The 16,345-nt window shown below is 72.2% G+C and carries 16 protein-coding genes; 8 read left to right on the top strand and 8 right to left on the bottom strand.

Going from position 1 to position 16,345, the window contains the following annotated elements:
- Positions 1-3: 3 nt before the first annotated feature.
- The 5 genes from glpX to ISP_RS41615 all read right to left on the bottom strand — a co-directional run bounded on the left by glpX (position 4) and on the right by ISP_RS41615 (position 3,754).
- Positions 4-1,053 (bottom strand): class II fructose-bisphosphatase, encoded by a 1,050-nt coding sequence (gene glpX / locus ISP_RS41635; protein WP_176742217.1) that lies wholly within the window; start codon positions 1,051-1,053, stop codon positions 4-6.
- A gap of 85 nt (positions 1,054-1,138) precedes the next feature.
- Positions 1,139-1,360: an exodeoxyribonuclease VII small subunit gene (locus ISP_RS41630; RefSeq protein WP_013229792.1), complete on the bottom strand. Its 222-nt coding sequence runs from the start codon at positions 1,358-1,360 to the stop codon at positions 1,139-1,141.
- Complete coding sequence (locus ISP_RS41625; RefSeq protein WP_013229791.1) at positions 1,357-1,761, bottom strand: hypothetical protein; 405 nt, start codon at positions 1,759-1,761, stop codon at positions 1,357-1,359. The genes ISP_RS41630 and ISP_RS41625 overlap by 4 nt, the downstream gene beginning before the upstream one ends.
- The gene (gene xseA, locus ISP_RS41620; protein ID WP_013229790.1) at positions 1,758-3,005 is read right to left on the bottom strand and encodes an exodeoxyribonuclease VII large subunit; all 1,248 of its coding nucleotides are present in this window, start codon (positions 3,003-3,005) and stop codon (positions 1,758-1,760) included. The genes ISP_RS41625 and xseA overlap by 4 nt, the downstream gene beginning before the upstream one ends.
- Positions 3,002-3,754, bottom strand: a complete 753-nt coding sequence (locus ISP_RS41615) for a lipid droplet-associated protein (RefSeq protein ID WP_013229789.1) — start codon at positions 3,752-3,754, stop codon at positions 3,002-3,004. The genes xseA and ISP_RS41615 overlap by 4 nt, the downstream gene beginning before the upstream one ends.
- Positions 3,755-3,896: 142 nt before the next feature.
- Between ISP_RS41615 and ISP_RS41610 the strand changes: the two genes are divergently transcribed.
- Positions 3,897-4,892: a 4-hydroxy-3-methylbut-2-enyl diphosphate reductase gene (locus ISP_RS41610; protein WP_014467730.1), complete on the top strand. Its 996-nt coding sequence runs from the start codon at positions 3,897-3,899 to the stop codon at positions 4,890-4,892.
- A gap of 138 nt (positions 4,893-5,030) precedes the next feature.
- Here ISP_RS41610 and ISP_RS41605 read toward each other — a convergent pair whose 3' ends face one another.
- Positions 5,031-5,804, bottom strand: a complete 774-nt coding sequence (locus tag ISP_RS41605) for a DUF6542 domain-containing protein (RefSeq protein ID WP_230468591.1) — start codon at positions 5,802-5,804, stop codon at positions 5,031-5,033.
- A gap of 689 nt (positions 5,805-6,493) precedes the next feature.
- Positions 6,494-7,408 (bottom strand): DNA recombination protein RmuC, encoded by a 915-nt coding sequence (rmuC, locus tag ISP_RS41600; RefSeq protein ID WP_013229786.1) that lies wholly within the window; start codon positions 7,406-7,408, stop codon positions 6,494-6,496.
- A gap of 218 nt (positions 7,409-7,626) precedes the next feature.
- Here rmuC and ISP_RS41595 point away from each other — a divergent pair, with 218 nt between their 5' ends.
- The 3 genes from ISP_RS41595 to ISP_RS41585 are packed head-to-tail and all read left to right on the top strand — an operon-like array spanning position 7,627 to position 11,939.
- Positions 7,627-8,778 carry an exonuclease SbcCD subunit D gene (locus tag ISP_RS41595; RefSeq protein WP_034284170.1) on the top strand — a complete coding sequence of 384 codons (1,152 nt, stop codon included), beginning with the start codon at positions 7,627-7,629 and terminating at the stop codon, positions 8,776-8,778.
- A complete protein-coding gene (locus ISP_RS41590) occupies positions 8,775-11,726 on the top strand; it encodes an AAA family ATPase (protein WP_013229784.1) in 2,952 nt (983 codons plus the stop codon). Before ISP_RS41595 ends, ISP_RS41590 begins: the two co-directional genes overlap by 4 nt.
- A 21-nt stretch (positions 11,727-11,747) precedes the next feature.
- Positions 11,748-11,939 carry a DUF1737 domain-containing protein gene (locus ISP_RS41585; RefSeq protein WP_013229783.1) on the top strand — a complete coding sequence of 64 codons (192 nt, stop codon included), beginning with the start codon at positions 11,748-11,750 and terminating at the stop codon, positions 11,937-11,939.
- On the opposite strand, the gene ISP_RS41580 is transcribed toward ISP_RS41585, so the two are convergent.
- The gene (locus ISP_RS41580; RefSeq protein WP_013229782.1) at positions 11,896-13,335 is read right to left on the bottom strand and encodes a DNA-3-methyladenine glycosylase 2 family protein; all 1,440 of its coding nucleotides are present in this window, start codon (positions 13,333-13,335) and stop codon (positions 11,896-11,898) included. The two genes, ISP_RS41585 and ISP_RS41580, sit on opposite strands and share 44 nt — an antisense overlap.
- Before the next feature lie 102 nt (positions 13,336-13,437).
- Between ISP_RS41580 and ychF the strand changes: the two genes are divergently transcribed.
- From ychF to ISP_RS41560, 4 genes are all read left to right on the top strand, one after another.
- Positions 13,438-14,520, top strand: coding sequence for a redox-regulated ATPase YchF (gene ychF / locus ISP_RS41575; protein ID WP_013229781.1), 1,083 nt, complete (start codon positions 13,438-13,440; stop codon positions 14,518-14,520).
- A 65-nt stretch (positions 14,521-14,585) separates the two neighbouring features.
- Positions 14,586-15,176 (top strand): ArsR family transcriptional regulator, encoded by a 591-nt coding sequence (locus ISP_RS41570; RefSeq protein WP_013229780.1) that lies wholly within the window; start codon positions 14,586-14,588, stop codon positions 15,174-15,176.
- The gene (locus tag ISP_RS41565) at positions 15,173-15,640 is read left to right on the top strand and encodes a hypothetical protein (RefSeq protein ID WP_013229779.1); all 468 of its coding nucleotides are present in this window, start codon (positions 15,173-15,175) and stop codon (positions 15,638-15,640) included. The genes ISP_RS41570 and ISP_RS41565 overlap by 4 nt, the downstream gene beginning before the upstream one ends.
- Before the next feature lie 2 nt (positions 15,641-15,642).
- Positions 15,643-15,975 (top strand): hypothetical protein, encoded by a 333-nt coding sequence (locus ISP_RS41560; RefSeq protein WP_013229778.1) that lies wholly within the window; start codon positions 15,643-15,645, stop codon positions 15,973-15,975.
- Positions 15,976-16,345: the final 370 nt, after the last annotated feature.

Here is a 16,345-nt window from a genome sequence, read left to right as displayed (position 1 = left end):
TCCTTAGGGCAGCGGGGGCACGACGTCGTCGTCGGGCGCGTCCAGGTGGCCGTCGAAGTTGACCGAGGAGTACGCCCGCAGCTTGTTCAGCCGGTGGTAGCCGTCGATCATTCTGACGGTCCCGGACTTGGACCGCATCACGATGGACTGCGTCGTCGCCCCGCCCTCGCGGTAGTGGACGCCGCGCAGCAGGTCGCCGTCGGTGACGCCGGTGGCGCAGAAGAAGACGTTGTCGCCACGCACGAGGTCGTCGTTCAGCAGCACGCGGTCGAGGTCGTGCCCGGCGGCGAGGGCCTTCTCGCGCTCGGCGTCATCCTTCGGCCACAGCCGGCCCTGCAGCTCGCCGCCGAGGCACTTCATCGCGCAGGCCGCGATGATGCCCTCGGGGGTGCCGCCGATGCCGATCAGCATGTCGACGCCGGTGGTCGGGCGGGCCGCGGCGATCGCGCCCGCGACGTCGCCGTCGGAGATGAACCGGATCCGCGCGCCGGCGTCGCGGATCTCCTTGATGATCTGTTCGTGCCGGGGGCGGTCCAGGACGCACACGGTGACGTCGCCGATGCTGCTGTTCTTCGCCTTGGCGACGCGGCGGATGTTCTCCGCGATCGGGGCGCCGAGCTCGACCTTGCCCGCCGCGTCCGGCCCGACGGCCAGCTTTTCCATGTAGAACACCGCGGACGGGTCGAACATCGCGCCGCGCTCGGCGACCGCCAGCACGGCGAGGGCGTTCGGCATGCCCTTGGCCATCAGCGTGGTGCCGTCGACCGGGTCGACCGCGACGTCGCAGTCCGGGCCGTCGCCGTTGCCGACCTCTTCGCCGTTGAACAGCATGGGCGCTTCGTCCTTCTCGCCCTCGCCGATCACCACGACCCCGCGCATCGACACGGTCGAGACGAGCTGGCGCATCGCGTCGACGGCCGCGCCGTCGCCGCCGATCTTGTCGCCGCGGCCGACCCAGCGGCCGGCGGCCATCGCGGCGGCTTCGGTGACCCGGACCAGCTCCATCGCGAGGTTGCGGTCGGGCGCTTCACGACGACTGTCTGCGGCGGGCATCTGTGCCTCCCGGATCGTGGAACTGGCGGGTAGCCAGTCTGTCAGATACCCGCCGTGTTTCCAGATACCGTCGGCATGGCCTACCTCACTGTTCGGAGTCGTCCTCCACGGACGCGAGGGCGGCTTCGATCCGCTCGCGGGCGCCTTCGAGGTGACGCTCACAAACCTTCGCGAGCTTCTCGCCCTTCTCCCACAACGCGAGCGACTGCTCGAGGGACAGGCCGCCGGCCTCGAGCTCGCGGACGACCTCGACGAGGCGGTCGCGCGCCTGCTCGTACCCGAGTTCCTCGCTGGCTGCTTCACTCACGCTCGGTGTTCTCCGACCTTCCGGGCTGACGGGTGGGCGCTGTTCGCGCACACTACCGCGCTGGCCATCGCGTGGTCGTACCCGACGAACGCCAGCGCGAACTCCTGCCCGTCACCCTCCGCGATCGCCTCTTCGAGGTTCTCCTGCGCCCCGGCCACCCGCCGCCGGTGCCCCGCGCCCTCGGCGAACCACCAGCGCGAACCGACCTGCATCGACGTCGCCTCGGACAGCCGCCGCAGCTGCGGCCCGAGGTCGCGGCGGGCGGCGGTGCCGCAGCCGGCGAGCAGGGCCGTCCAGCACTCGGCGGCGGCCCGGTCGGTGCGCACCGCCTGGTCCAGCAGCGGCCGCGCGCCGAGCCTCCTGGCCGCGTCCACGGTGAGCGGGAGGAACGTCACCTTCACCCCTGCTCTCCTTCCGCCACCGCCTTGATCGCGCCGTCGCCCACCCGCACGCGCAGCTGGGCACCGGCCTCGACTTCGGAGACGGAGCGGAGTACCTGGAGGTTGCCTTCGGCGTCGACGAACTGCACGACCGCGTACCCGCGGGCCAGCGTCGCGGCCGGTCCGAGCGCGGTGAGCCGGGCCCGCGCGTTCGCGACCTCGGCCTGGTCCTTGGCCAGCAGGCTCAGCATGGCGCGGCGGGCGCGTTCGCGGTGGACGTCGACGTCGTCCTGGCGACGCTGGACCGGGCCGAGCGGGTCGGCCAGCGCCGGGCGGCTGCGGATCTGGTTGAGCAGCCGTGCCTGGGTGTCGACCCAGCCGTGCAGCGCCCGGCGGCCGCGGTCACGCATCTGCCGGACGCGTTCGGTCTCCTCGCGCAGGTCCGGGACGATCCGCTTGCCGGCGTCGGTCGGCGTCGAACAGCGCAGGTCGGCGACGTAGTCGAGCAGCGGGGTGTCCGGTTCGTGCCCGATGGCACTGACCACCGGCGTGCCCGTGGCCGACACCGCGCGGCAGAGCGCTTCGTCGGAGAACGGCAGCAGGTCCTCGACGCTGCCGCCGCCGCGGGCGATGACGATGACGTCGATGTCGGGGTCTGCGTCGAAGATCCGCAGCGCGCGCATGACCTGCGGCACCGCCTGCGAGCCCTGCACGGCCGTGTTGAGCACCTTGATCCGGACGTGCGGCCACCGCCCCTGCGCGTTGGCCAGGACGTCCCGCTCGGCCGCCGACGCGCGGCCGGTGATCAGCCCGACGCCCTTCGGCAGGAACGGGATCGGCCGCTTGCGCTGGGCCGAGAAGAGGCCTTCGGCGGTCAGCAGCTTCTTCAGGCGTTCGATCCGGGCCAGCAGCTCACCGATGCCGACCGCGCGGATCTGGTCGGCGCGCAGGCTGATCGTGCCGCGGCCGAAGAAGTACGACGGCTTCGCGTGCACGACCACGCTCGCGCCCTCCCGCAGCGGCGGCTCCATCTCGCGGATCAGCCAGTTCGGGCAGGTGACGGACATCGAGACGTCCGCCGAAGGATCGCGCAGGGTCAAGAACGCGGTCTGGGTGTTGGGCCGGGAGCTGACCTGGGTGACCTGGCCCTCGACCCAGACGGCGCCGAGCCGGTGGATCCAGTCGCCGATCTTGCGCGCGACGGTCCGGACCGGCCACGGCGATTCCGCGGTGCTCGTGGGAGCCGGTGCGGACTCGGTGCTCACCGGCCTTCCGCGCCGTCGCCGCCGTCTTCGTCTTCCTTGGCCCGGTCCGCCTTGCGGGCGTTGGCGATCCGGCGCGACAGCATGCCGGTGAACGACGAGCGGTCGGCGTGGGTGCGCTCGTACTCGAGGATGGTCTCGAGCTGGTCGATCGAGAACTGGCGCAACCGGGCCCGCAGCTGCGGGAGGGTGAGCTGGTCGTAGCCGGTCAGCCCGGCCGGACCCTCGTACCCGGCGGCGCTGGTTCGCGGCGTCTCGCTCTTGGTCTTCTTGTCGACCTTGGGCGTGCCGGGCTTGGGCTTCTTCGGCGGTTCGTCGTCGCCGGCTTCGCTGTCGTTCTCGCCGTCGGCGTGGTCCTCGGCGAGCGCGCGTTCTTCCTCGGCCCACGGATCGCCGAGCTCTGCTTCGAGCTCGGCCGCCGACGGCACGCGGCCGTTGACCTCCGAACGCGGTTCGGGCACTTCGGCGACCGGGGCCAGGTTCGGCCGCGCGGGCGGGACGCCGGGCTCGGCGTCCTCGTCGAACGTCGCCCAGCTCGGCGTGTCTTCGATCGGGCGCAGGCTCGACAGGGCGCTGTCGCCCTTGATCGCCAGCTCGGTGACGTGCTGCTGCACCCGCATGGAGGCCTGCAGCACCTGGCTGACCACGGTCACCGGGAGCCCGGCCAGCTGCCGGGGAAGTTCGCGAACCCGCTCGGCGGTGGAGACGGCGAGGCCCGCGGCGACCCGGAGGGGGAGCGGGAAAGGCTTCATGGGGTCCAGCCTGCCGCATGACCGTCCCTCCTGCCCAACCGGACGGGCGCAGTGCGTGACCTGCGGCACAGCTCGGAAGGGGGACGAAGCTCACCCGAAAGGGACTTCGAGTCCGTCTCGGGGCTGCCCGTACCCTGGGGGCATGAGTGCAGCGAGTCCCGGAATCGAGCCCGCGGGTACCCCGACGATCACCGGAACCGCTTCCGGCAAGCGGGTGCTGCTCGCCAAACCCCGTGGTTACTGCGCCGGCGTCGACCGCGCGGTGATCGCCGTCGAGAAGGCCCTCGAGGTCTACGGCGCCCCGGTGTACGTCCGCAAGGAGATCGTGCACAACCGGCACGTGGTCGACACGCTGCGCGAGCGCGGCGCGATCTTCGTCGACGAGACGTCGGAGGTGCCCGAGGGCGCGCTGGTGGTGTTCTCCGCCCACGGTGTCTCGCCGATGGTGCACGCGGAGGCGGCCGAGCGGAACCTGCGCACGATCGACGCGACCTGCCCCCTGGTGACGAAGGTGCACAAGGAGGTCAACCGGTTCGCGAACGACGACTACGACATCCTGCTGATCGGCCACGAAGGCCACGAAGAGGTCGAGGGCACGGCCGGCGAGGCGCCGGACAAGGTCCAGCTGGTCGACAAGGCCGAGGACGTCGACAAGGTCGAGGTGCGCGACCCGTCGAAGGTGATCTGGCTCTCCCAGACGACGCTGTCGGTCGACGAGACGATGGAGCGCGTCGACCAGCTCCGCGAGCGCTTCCCGGGTTTGGCGGACCCGCCCAGCGACGACATCTGTTACGCGACGACGAACCGTCAGGTCGCGGTCAAGGCGATGGCCGCCGAGTGCGACCTGGTGCTGGTGGTCGGGTCGACGAACTCGTCCAACTCGAAGCGCCTGGTCGAGGTGGCCCTGAAGGCGGGAGCCCGGGCCTCGTACCTGGTCGACTTCGCGCACGAGGTCGACGAAGCGTGGCTTTCCGGCGTCACGACGGTGGGCGTGACCTCAGGCGCGTCAGTGCCGGACGTGCTGGTCATGGAGCTGCTGGACTGGCTGGCCGAGCGCGGCTACGGCGACGTCGACGAAGTCACGACGGCCAACGAGAAGATCTCGTTCGCGCCGCCGAAGGAACTCCGCAAGGTCTGACTCCCGTGTCGTCCCCCCAATCACGCGTGATGCCCTCCCAATCACGCGTGATGCCTCTCTGATCACGCGTGATGCCTTTCGGCGCACGGTCCCGGCATGCGAAACGGCGGTCACCTCGCAAGAGGTGACCGCCGTTCGTCAGCGTTCTTCGTCGTCCCAGGGACGGTTCCGGCGCGGCGGCGCGTTCCGGCCGCCGGACGGGCGGCGGGGCGGCGGGGTGTCCCGGCCGTCCTCGGGCGGGCGCGGACGCCGTCGTGGCGCGTCACCGCGCGGCTCGCGCGGGCGCGGGTCCCCCTCTGCCGGACGGGGCGTGCGCCGATTGGCCGGCGGCGGCTTGCGTGTGCCTCGGGTGCCCGGGTCGCGTTCGGCGGGTGGGCGAGGTGCCCGGCGTTCGCCGTCGGCGGGCGGGCGCGGGCGTCGCGGCGGTTCGCCTTCCCGGCCGCGCCGAGCGCCGGACGGGACCGGGGTCTGCCCGGTCCGGTTCGAGCCGGCCGGCCGCGGCCGCCCACCGGCCGCGGCGCGCGGGGCGGGCGTTTCGTCGTCCTCGTCGGCCCGGCGGTCGGCCTTCTTGGCCTTCTTGGGAGCGTCCGGGTCGCGCTCGCGGAAGATGCGGACGAAGCCGATCAGCAGCGTGATGCCGGTGGTGATCGCCATCATGGGGAAGCTGTTGATCAGCGGCGTGCCGATGCTCAGGGCCTTCGACAGCATGTCGTCGCCCTGCGCCGCGGACCCCGAGGTCAGCAGGATCACCGTGGGCACGGTGACGGCCAGCACGAGCGGCGGCATCACCATCGGCCCGAACAGGCCCCGCCGCCGCACCGCGCAGACCGCGATCACGGCCCCGGCGATGTAGCAGACGATGAAGATCACCGGGATGTTCGTCTGGCTCGGCTTGCCCAGGAGAGCGCCCACGACCGCCAGGACGAGGCCGACCAGGACCGCCGCCCACCAGGGCAGTCCGCGCCTCGAACCGACGACAGGACGCTCATCCCACGCAACGGGGACGTCGTCGGCATCTGGATCGCTCTGGCGATCGCGAATCGCGGTCACAGGGCAACACCGTATCTCGTGGTTGTGAAGATCTTGCCAGCACCGCCGCCGACGTGGGCCAACAGCCACCCGGCGGCATGATCCGGTGGCGCCGGGTAGCGGCGGTGGAGCGAACCGGGTGGCCCGCTTTCGCCAGGGTCCTCTGAAAGAGAGGTCGAGGACAACCTGCGGTCGAAGGATCACTCCGCCGAGAGCGCTTGCCGCGAGTTCCGGACTCGGCTCAGACTCGTGGTCACCGCTGGTCAGACGCCTCCAGCCACGCTCAACTCGCCACAGCTAGCGCCCAAGTACTCGAACGGTCGGTGGGCGTACCCAGACGGTCGGTCCGCGTGCCCGGGCAGTCGGTTGGCGTACTCGGACGGTCGGTCGCCGGCCGACTTCCCGGGGTGAGCTACCCGACCGTCCAGGTACGCGGGCCGACCCACTGGGTACGCGCGTGCCGTCTCGCGTCGGCGAGCCCGCGCCCCGTGCGAGCGCTGAATCGGTCGCGGTCGGTATCCCTGTCCTGCGCCGGTCCCGGCCCTGAAGGCCTGACCGCATCGCCCGGAAGCTCAGCTGGCTGCCAGCTCGTCCCCCTTCCGCACCGTCGGCACGGCCGCCGGGCTGCCCGAGGCGTCGGTGAGAGGCGCCACCGTCGCCCGGAACGTCTCCAGTGCCTCCAGCTCCCGTCGGCGGGCCGACAGGAACCGCTGCAAGTGCGTGCTCGACAGGTTGAGCGCCTCGACCGCGCCGGCCGCCGCGCGGTGGGCCGCCGCCGCTCCGGCTCGGACCTGCTCCACGTCCGCCTCGAGCGTGCGGTCGCTCGCCGCGAACAACGCCGCCGAGGCCAGTACCCCGAAGCCCGTGGGGCCGCAGAGGAACACCCTTCGGTCGATCAGCCAGCGCAGCAGCTCCGGGTCCGTGTCCAGCGCCGCGACCACCGCCGCGTCGGACGGGACGAACATGATCGTGCCGTAGATCGCGTCCGCCCAGCGCTGGTAGCCCTTGCCCGCCAGGTCTGCCGCGCGGGACCGGATCTGCCGCACGTGCGCGCGCAACGCGTCCAGCCGCTCGTCCGGGTTGTCCGTCTCCACCGCCTCGGACCACGTCGCCATGCTCGCCTTCGCGTCCACCGGGACCGTGCGGTCGCCGCCCACCCGCAGCACCATGTCCGGCTTCGCCGAGCCGCCGCCGCCCAGGTCCGTCTGCAGGGTGAAGTGCAGGTCTTCGCGCAGCCCCAGCGCCCGCGCCGTCTCGACCAGCACCTGCTCGCCCAGCTCGCCCCGGCCGCTGATCGACGCGAACGCGACCTCGTAGCGCCGCAGCGCCAGCTGCTGCTGGTCCGCTTTGGCCCGCTCGGCCGCCACGAGCCGGGCCGCCGCGTCCGCCCGGCGCATCCCGTCCTGGTACAGCCGCCACAGCACCGCGACGGCGAACAGCAGCAGGACCGCGAGCACGATCGCCGCGGTGGTCAGCACTGTCGCCACTTCGTCTCCTCCGTCCGAGCTCCGAGCTCGCAGACATCATGGCGGACCGCACCGACAAAAACCGCACCCGATCCGTCGCTCTGGGTAGCTGACCTGCGAACACATCGATTCCGCGCAGGGCGTGTCCGATCTTGCCCACTCGTGTTAGTACACACGTTCGAGTGAGAAGGCGGCGTGCCTGCGGGATTTCGTCGGAGCCGGGTCGTACCTTGGCCGTCGTGAGATTCCTGCACACGTCCGACTGGCACATCGGCCGCACGTTCCACGGCGCCGATCTGCTCGCGGAACAGGAAGCGGTGCTCGGGCACCTCGCCGACCTCGTGGCCGGCGAGGCGATCGACGCCGTCCTGGTGGCAGGCGACATCTACGACCGCGCGGTCCCCTCCGCCGAAGCCGTGCGGGTGGCGACGAAAGCCGTCTCCCGGATCCGCGCGGCCGGCGCGCAACTGGTCGTCACACCCGGAAACCACGATTCGGCGCCGCGCCTCGGCGCCTTCGCGGAGTTCGCCGCGGCGGGCGGCCTCCACCTGCGCACGACCGTCGCCGGGCTGGCCGAACCGGTGCTGCTCGACGACGGCCACGGCCCGGTCGCCGTCTACGGCATCCCTTACCTGGAACCGGAACCGGCGCGCCACGCCCTCGGCGTTCCCGACGCGCGCGGCCACACCGGCGTGCTCACCGAGGCCATGCGCCGGATCCGCGCGGACCTCGAAATCCGGCCCGGTGTCCGGTCGGTCGTGCTCGCGCACGCGTTCGTCACCGGCGGCGAACCCACCGACTCCGAGCGCACGATCGCGGTCGGCGGCGTCGAACAGGTGCCCGGTTCGGTCTTCGACGGCGTCGACTACGTGGCGCTCGGCCACCTCCACGGCCCGCAGACGCTCGCCGAGCACCTGCGCTACTCCGGCAGCCCGCTGGCGTACTCGTTTTCCGAGGCGCGCCAACGGAAATCGGTCTGGCTGGTCGATCTGGACGCCGACGGCCTCGCCGAGGTCCGGCGCCACGAGCTGCCCGTGCCGCGGGCACTCGCCACGCTCACCGGCGAGCTCGAAGACCTCCTGCTCGACCCGGCGCACGACGCCTACCTCGAGCACTTCCTGTCGGTCACGGTCACCGACCGGGTGCGCCCGGTCGACGCGATGCGGCGGCTGCGCGAGCGGTTCCCGTATGCGGTGCACCTCGACTGGGCGCCCGCGGGCGGGCACGCCGGCGCCCCGCTGCGCTACTCCGACGCCGTCCGCGGCCGGTCCGACATCGAGGTCTCGCGCAGCTTCCTCGACGACTGCCGCGGCGCCCCGCCGACCGAACGCGAAGAACAGCTCCTGTTCCTGGCCCTGGAAGCGGCCGACCGGGGGGCCCTCGCGAAATGAGGCTGCACAGGCTGGAGGTCGAAGCCTTCGGGCCGTACTGCGCACGCGAAGTGGTCGACTTCGACGTGCTCGGCGCCGACGGCCTCTTCCTCCTGCACGGCGAAACCGGCGCGGGCAAGACGACGCTGCTCGACGCGATCGCGTTCGCGCTGTTCGGCGTGGTTCCCGGCGCCCGCAACGAGGCGAAGCGGCTGCGGTGCGACCTCGCCGAGCGCGACCAGGTCACCGAGGTCGCGCTGGAGCTCACCGTGCAGGGCCACCGGCTGAAGATCGTGCGCAACCCGGAGTACCAGCGGCCGAAGCGGCGCGGGGAGGGCACCACCACCCAGCAGGCGCGGGTGTCGCTGAGCTGGGTCGGCACCGCGCCCGCCGGCCTGGCGCCGGAGGGCCTGATCCGGATCGAGGAGGTCGCGCGCACCGTCGAGCGGCTGCTCGGGATGACCGCGGCCCAGTTCTTCCAGGTGGTGCTGCTGCCGCAAGGGGAGTTCGCCCGCTTCCTGCGTTCGGACACCGCCGAGCGCGAGAAACTGCTGGAGCGGCTGTTCGGGACCGAGCGCTTCGCCGACGTCGAACGCTGGTTCGCCGACCTGCGCGCCGAGCGCGGCCGCGAACTGGAAGCGCGGCAGCGGGACGTGCGGGAACTGCTGGCCCGGTACGCGCAGGAGGCCCAGCAGGACCCGCCCGACGCGGACTTGGGCGAGTGGGTCGAAACCGTGCTCACCGCGTCGAAAGCACGCGTCGAGCAGGTGACGGCCGAGGACGAACGGGCGCGAGCGGCGGCGCGGCGCGCGGACCTCTACCTCCAGGAAGAACGCGCGGGCGCGGAAAAGATCCGCCGCGTCCGCACCGCGCACCTGCGGCTGCTCGAGATCACCGAACAGGCGCCGCAGCGGGCCGAGTGGGCGCAGGAGGTCGCGGCCGCGCGGCGCGCCGCCGGTGTCGCCGTCGAGGCCGACCTGCTCGACCGGCGGGCCGCCGAACTGACCGAAGCCGAGCAGGCGGAGAAGGCGCGCGGCGCCCGGCTGCGGGAGTTCGGCACCCGGGCGACCGGCGATCTGAAGGCGCGGGCGGCCGCCGTGCGCGAAGAGGCGGGCGCGGTCGCGGAACTGGTCGCCGAGGCCGAGCAGCAAGAGCTCGACGTCATGCGGCGGGACGACCGGAAGCTCGCTGCCGTCACGGCCGGCCAGCAGGTCGAGGCGCTGACCACCGAGCTGGCCGCGATCCCCGGTCAGCTGACGAAACTGCGGGCGGACGCCCTCGAAGCCGCCGAAGCCGAAGCCAAGCTCGACGGCGCCAAGGCGAAGGTGGACGAACTGCGCGCCTTCGCCCGCGATGCGGCCGAACTGCCCGAGGCGCAGGCGAAGGTCCACCGGGGCGAGGCGAAGCTGCGCGAAGTCGTCGACGCGCATCAGGCGGCCCGGCAGCACCGGCTCGACCTGCGGGAGCGGCGGCTCGACGGCATGGCGGCCGAGCTGGCCGCCGCGTTGCCGGACGGCGCGCCGTGCCCGGTGTGCGGGGCGGCCGAGCACCCGGCGAAGGCGAACCGGGACGTCGAGCTGGTCGATCCGGCGGAGGAACGCGCGGCCGAGGAAGCCGAGCAGGCGGCGGACGCGATGCGGCAGCGGGTGGTCGTCGCGCTGGAAGAAGCGAAGGCACGGCTGGCCGGGCTGATCGAGCGGCTGGCCGGGCGCACGGCCGAGTCGATCACCGCCGAGCTGGCGGGTGCCCGCACAACCGTCGCCGCGCTGACCGAGCAGGCCGCCGCCAAGGCCAAGCTGGGGCACCAGGTCGTCCTGCTGGAGCGCGACCTGGAAGCGCGCACCGAACGCCTGCGCCGGGCCGAGCAGGCGGCGACCGAAGCCACGACCGACGTCCGCGCCCTGGAAGAACGGCTGGCCGAGCGCGAACGTCGCCTGGTCGCCGGCCGGGGCGAGTTCGCGGACGTCGGCGCGCGGCGGACCCACCTTCTCGGGCTCGCCGAGGCGCTGGAGGCCGTCGCGGAGGCTCGGACGGCCGTCCTGGGCGCGCGTGAGCGGGTCGCCCAGCAGAAAACCCTGGTCGAGGCGGCTGTGGCGGCGAAGGGGTTCACCTCGCTGAAGAAGGCGCGCGCCGCGATGCTGCCGGACGAACAGATCGAGAAGCTGGAGCAGGGCATCGCCGAGGCCGAGGCGGCCGCCGCGGGCGCGCGGGCGCTGCTGGCCGAGCCGGACCTGTTCGGGATCTCGCCGGACGACATCGCGGACGTCGGACGCGCGGCCGACGCGGCCCAGCTGGCCCGGGCGCGTGCCGACTCCGCGTACGCGGCGCTTCGGGCGGTCACCGCGCAGCACGAGGAGCTGACCCGGCTGGCCGGCCTGCTACGCGCGGCGCTCGCCGGGCTCGTGCCGGCCGAAGCGGAGTACGCCGAGCTGCGGGCCTTGGCGGAGGTCGTCAACGGGCGCGGGCAGAACAGCCGCAAGATGTCCCTGCGGTCGTACGTGCTGGCGGCGCGGCTCGAAGAAGTCGCCGTCGCCGCCACGCACCGGCTGCGCACGATGAGCCAGGGCCGGTACTCGTTCGTGCACTCGGACGCGGCCGGGGCGCGCGGCACCCGCGGCGGACTCGGCATCGACGTGCTGGACGACTACTCGGGCACCATCCGCCCGGCGAAGACCCTGTCCGGTGGCGAGTCGTTCCTCGCGTCGCTGGCCCTCGCGCTGGGGCTGGCGGACGTCGTCGCGGGGGAGGCCGGCGGCGCGCTGCTGGACACGCTGTTCGTCGACGAAGGGTTCGGCACGCTGGACGCCGAAACCCTCGACGTCGTGATGAACATCCTCGACGAGCTGCGCGCCGGCGGGCGGGTGGTCGGGCTCGTGTCCCACGTCGAGGAGCTGCGGCAGCGCATCCCCACCCGGCTGCGGGTCCGCAAGTCCCGCACGGGCTCGACGTTGGAGGTGCGCGCGGGCTGATCATCCGGCCAAGATGAACCCATGACCGACCAGCCGCCGAACGGCCTGCCCCGCTACCGCGTGCTCACCGGCCCGGACGACGCGAAGTTCTGCCACCGGGTCAGCGAGGCACTGGACCTCGGCTACCGCCTCTACGGCTCGCCGGCAGTGACGTTCGACGGCGACCAGGTCATCGTCGCCCAAGCCGTGCTGTGGCGGGGCGACCAAGGCTAGGCGAGGCGGCCGCGTGCCGGAGATACCTCCCGGCGTAGGAACACCACGGCGTCCACGAGCGGGCCCGCTCGCCGAGTGAGTCGGGTGCGATGCCCAGCGCCTCGGCACCGCGCCGGACCTCGGTGTCGCCGGTGAGCAGGATGTCCGGGGCGCCGAGAACGCGCATCAACACGTAGTCCGCTGCCGACGGGTCGATCCCCGGGCACGCCAGCAGCTCCGCACGCAGTTCGGCCGCCTCCCGGCCGACGTGGACCTCCAGCCGTCCTTCGGCCAGGGCGGCGGCCACGCCGGTGACGGTTTCGCCGAGCCCGGCCGTCGCGATCCGGGCTGCCGTGGGGAAGAGCCTGCGCACACCCCACTCGCCAGGCACCTCCTCGCCCGGAGGCACCTCGCGCAGCAGGGCGCGGAGCAGCAGTTCCTCGCCGTCGACGGCGCCCGGCACCCGGATCCCCGGCACGGCCGCGACCACCGGCGCCAACGCCGGATCGGCGCCGAGGACGCGGGTGACCGCCGCGGGATCGGCGTCGAGGTCGAGCAGCCGGCGCACCCGGCTGACCGCGCTGCCGAGATCGCGCAGGTCGGTGAGCATCAGCTCGCAGCGCACGTGGTCCGGCGAAGGCGTCAATCGCACGACGCCGGTGCCGTGGGCGAGCCGCAGGGTCCGCGCGTAGGCCTCCGCAGTGACTTCCTCGACGCCTGGCACCGCGTGGTCCGCGAAGAAGCGAAGCAACCCCGCAGCGTCGAAGGGCGGCCGGAACGGCAGCCGCAGGCTGAGCCGGGTCCCGGTCACGTCGCTCTGCCGGCCACGTCGTGAAGCCGCGAAGGCACGAAGCTGCGAAGGCGTCGTGGCGAACACCTCGCGGATCGTCTCGTTGAACTGCCGCACGCTGGAGAAGCCCGCCGCGAAGGCGACGTCGGTCAGCGGCAGCTCGGACATCTCGATGAGCAGCCGCGCCGAGTGCGCGCGGTGCGCCCGGGCCAGGGCCAGCGGGCCTGCGCCCAGCTCGGCGGCGAGCACCCGGCCCAGCTGGCGTTCCGAGTAGCCGAGCCGCCGCGCGAGGCCGGGGACGCCTTCGCGCTCGACGGTCCCGTCGGAGATCAGGCGCATCGCCCGCGCGGCCAGGTCGGCGCGCACGTTCCAGTGCGGCGAGCCGGGCACGGCGTCCGGCAGGCAGCGGCGGCAGGCGCGGAAGCCGTTGGCCTGCGCGGCCGCCGACGTCGGGAAGAAGCGGACGTTTTGCACCTTCGGCGTCGAAGCCGGGCACGACGGGCGGCAGTAGATCCCGGTGGTGCGGACCGCCATGATGAACTGGCCGTCGAAGCGCGGGTCGCGGGCGGTGACCACGCGGTAGCAGCGCTCGGCGTCTCGCCAGAGTGAGAGCGTTTCGGTGACCATTGATCCGAGCATGCCAGCAGGTCAGCGCGGTCGCTGGCGGAAATCCGCCACGGCGTTGGGTGCGTGGGGCGTGACCGGGGCAGCCACGTAGACTGCGGGGTCGTGAGCCTCACCCTCGGTATCGTCGGCCTGCCCAACGTCGGCAAGTCCACCCTGTTCAACGCGCTGACCCGCAACGACGTGCTCGCCGCGAACTACCCGTTCGCGACGATCGAGCCGAACGTCGGTGTCGTGCCGCTGCCGGACCCCCGGCTGGACAAGCTGGCCGAGCTGCACAAGTCGGAGAAGATCGTGCCGGCCGTGGTGTCCTTTGTGGACATCGCGGGCATCGTGAAGGGCGCGTCCGAGGGTGCCGGGCTGGGCAACAAGTTCCTGGCGAACATCCGTGAGGCCAACGCGATCTGCCAGGTCATCCGTGTGTTCGACGACCCCGACGTGGTGCACGTCGACGGCCGGATCGACCCGTCGAGCGACATCGAGACGATCAACACCGAGCTGATCCTCGCCGACCTGCAGACCCTCGACAAGGCGCTGCCGCGGCTGGAGAAGGAAGCGCGGACGAAGAAGGAGAACAAGCCCGCGCTGGACAACGCCCAGAAGGCGAAGGAAATCCTCGACGCCGGGCGCACCCTTTTCCAGGCGCAGAAGGAAGTCGACTTCGACGCGCTGCGTGAACTGAGCCTGCTGACGACGAAGCCGTTCCTGTACGTCTTCAACGCCGACGAGTCGGTGCTCACCGACGAAGCCCGCCGCGAGGAGCTGACCAAGCTGGTCGCGCCCGCGGACGCGGTGTTCCTCGACGCGAAGGTCGAGGCCGAGCTGCTGGAGCTGGACGACGAGGAGTCGGTGCGCGAGCTGCTCGAGTCGGTCGGCCAGCCGGAGCCGGGCCTGTATTCGCTGGCCCGCGCGGGTTTCCACACCCTCGGCCTGCAGACGTACCTGACGGCGGGCCCGAAGGAGTCCCGCGCCTGGACGATCCCCCAGGGCGCGACGGCCCCGCAGGCGGCGGGCGTGATCCACACGGACTTCGAGCGCGGCTTCATCAAGGCGGAGATCGTCTCCTACGACGACCTGATGGCGGCGGGCTCGATGGCGGCGGCCCGCGCGGCGGGCAAGGTCCGCATGGAGGGCAAGGACTACATCATGGCCGACGGCGACGTGGTCGAGTTCCGCTTCAACGTCTGACGCACGCTTCGTGAGCAAGAACTACTGACTGTTGTTTTCATTGGGCGCAGGATATACTGCGTCCAATGAAAGCTTCGTCGAGCTTGCTGCCCCTGCTGCGGTCCCGCATGCAGGGTGAGCTGCTGGCGCTGGTGCTCCTGCACCCGGAGCGCGAGTACAGCATCACCGAGCTCGCCGAGGCCTGTGGTGTCTCGCCGACGGCCGTGCTGCGCGAGGTCGAACGGCTTGTCGGTGGCGGCATCCTGGAAGACCGGCGGGTCGGCCGGAGCCGGCTCGTCAAAGCCCGCACAGACACCCCGCTCTACCGGCCGTTGAGCGAGGTCATCGCGATCACCTTCGGGCCGCTGCCGCTGCTCGCCGAGGCCTTGTCCGGGCTGGCGGGGGTGCGCGAGGCCTACATCTACGGGTCCTGGGCCGCGCGCTACAGCGGCGAACCGGGGCCGCCGCCCGGGGACGTCGACGTGCTCGTCGTCGGTTCGCCCGACCAAGACACGCTCTTCGACCTGGCCGAGGGCGTGTCGCGGCGGCTGGGCCGGGAGGTCAACGTCCACCGGATCTCGCCGGCGTCGTGGGCGGCGAGCAGCCCGGATCCGTTCCTCACCAGCGTGCGTGAGCGTCCGCTGGTCCCGCTGCCCCTTGAGCAGGAGAAAGAATGACCCGCTGGAACCAGGGCCGCGCCACGATCGACGCGCTCATCGCGCGCGGTGCCCTCGAACACGTCCCGGCTTCGCGGGAAGCCGCGGAAGCGGAGCTCGCCAGGGCCCGCACGCACGTCGCTTCGGCGCGGCAGCTGTTCGACTCGGATCCGGAGGGCGCCTACACGCTGGCGTACGACGGCGCCCGCCGGGCGTTGGCGGCCGTCCTGCAGAACCAAGGCCTGCGTGCGACGAGCCGTGGTGGCCACATCACCGTCTACGAAGCGGTTCTCGCGCAGCTCGATCCGCCGCTGGGGCCGCTTCTGCGTCCCTTCAACCGGATGCGGATCCGGCGCAACGAAGTCGCCTACCGTTCGTCCGAGGCGCCTTCGGTGACCGCCGAGGACGTGACGGCCGACGTGGCGAAGGTCGAGGATCTCATCGGGGTCGCCGAGAAGACGATCCCGAACATGGGCCGCTACTGATCATGGGGAACCCGCGCCCGCTGACGCCGAACGAGCGCACGACGTTGGACATGCTGCTCGCGGCGGACTTCCCGGGTGCGGTGGAACTGCGGGCGCAGGCCGCCAGGGCCCGGGTGATCGGGCGCTGCGGCTGCGGCTGCCCCACGATCGATCTCGCCGTGGACGAAGCGACCCCGCGCTCGCCGAAGAAGGAATCGGTGGCGGTGGAGGCCGACGTCCCGGACGGCGGCCTCATCGTGTTCGTCGCCGACGGCCGGCTGTCGTGCCTCGAGTACTGGACCACGGCGGACGAGACCCCCACCGAGTTCCCGCCGCCCGGGCAGATCACCTGGTAGCCCGCCGGACCCGAAGGTCCGGCGGCCCTGGGCGACCTAGCCGAGCAGGCCCAGCAGCGCGATCGCGATCAGCACCACCGCGGGGGCGAGGGCGTTGATCCAGACGCGCTGGGCGGGGGTGAGGGCGGCGGTGCTGTTCATGGCGTTTCCTAGGGGCCGAACCGATGCTTCCGCAGGAACAGCGCGCCGATCATGCCCGGCGTTAGCCTCTGTGATCGAACTCTCAGCCGTCCAGGTGACGGCGGTGGCGGGCGGTGAACCAGAGCACCCCGCCGGCCGCCGCCACCATTGCCGCGAACGCCGTCGTGCCGACCACGATTGCCTGAGTCATCTGTGTCTCCCTCCCGAAGGTTCCGGTAACCGAGAGACG

It is taken from the genome of Amycolatopsis mediterranei (assembly GCF_026017845.1).
In the GTDB taxonomy this organism is placed as follows: domain Bacteria; phylum Actinomycetota; class Actinomycetes; order Mycobacteriales; family Pseudonocardiaceae; genus Amycolatopsis; species Amycolatopsis mediterranei.
This window is presented reverse-complemented; position numbering and strand designations above follow the sequence as displayed.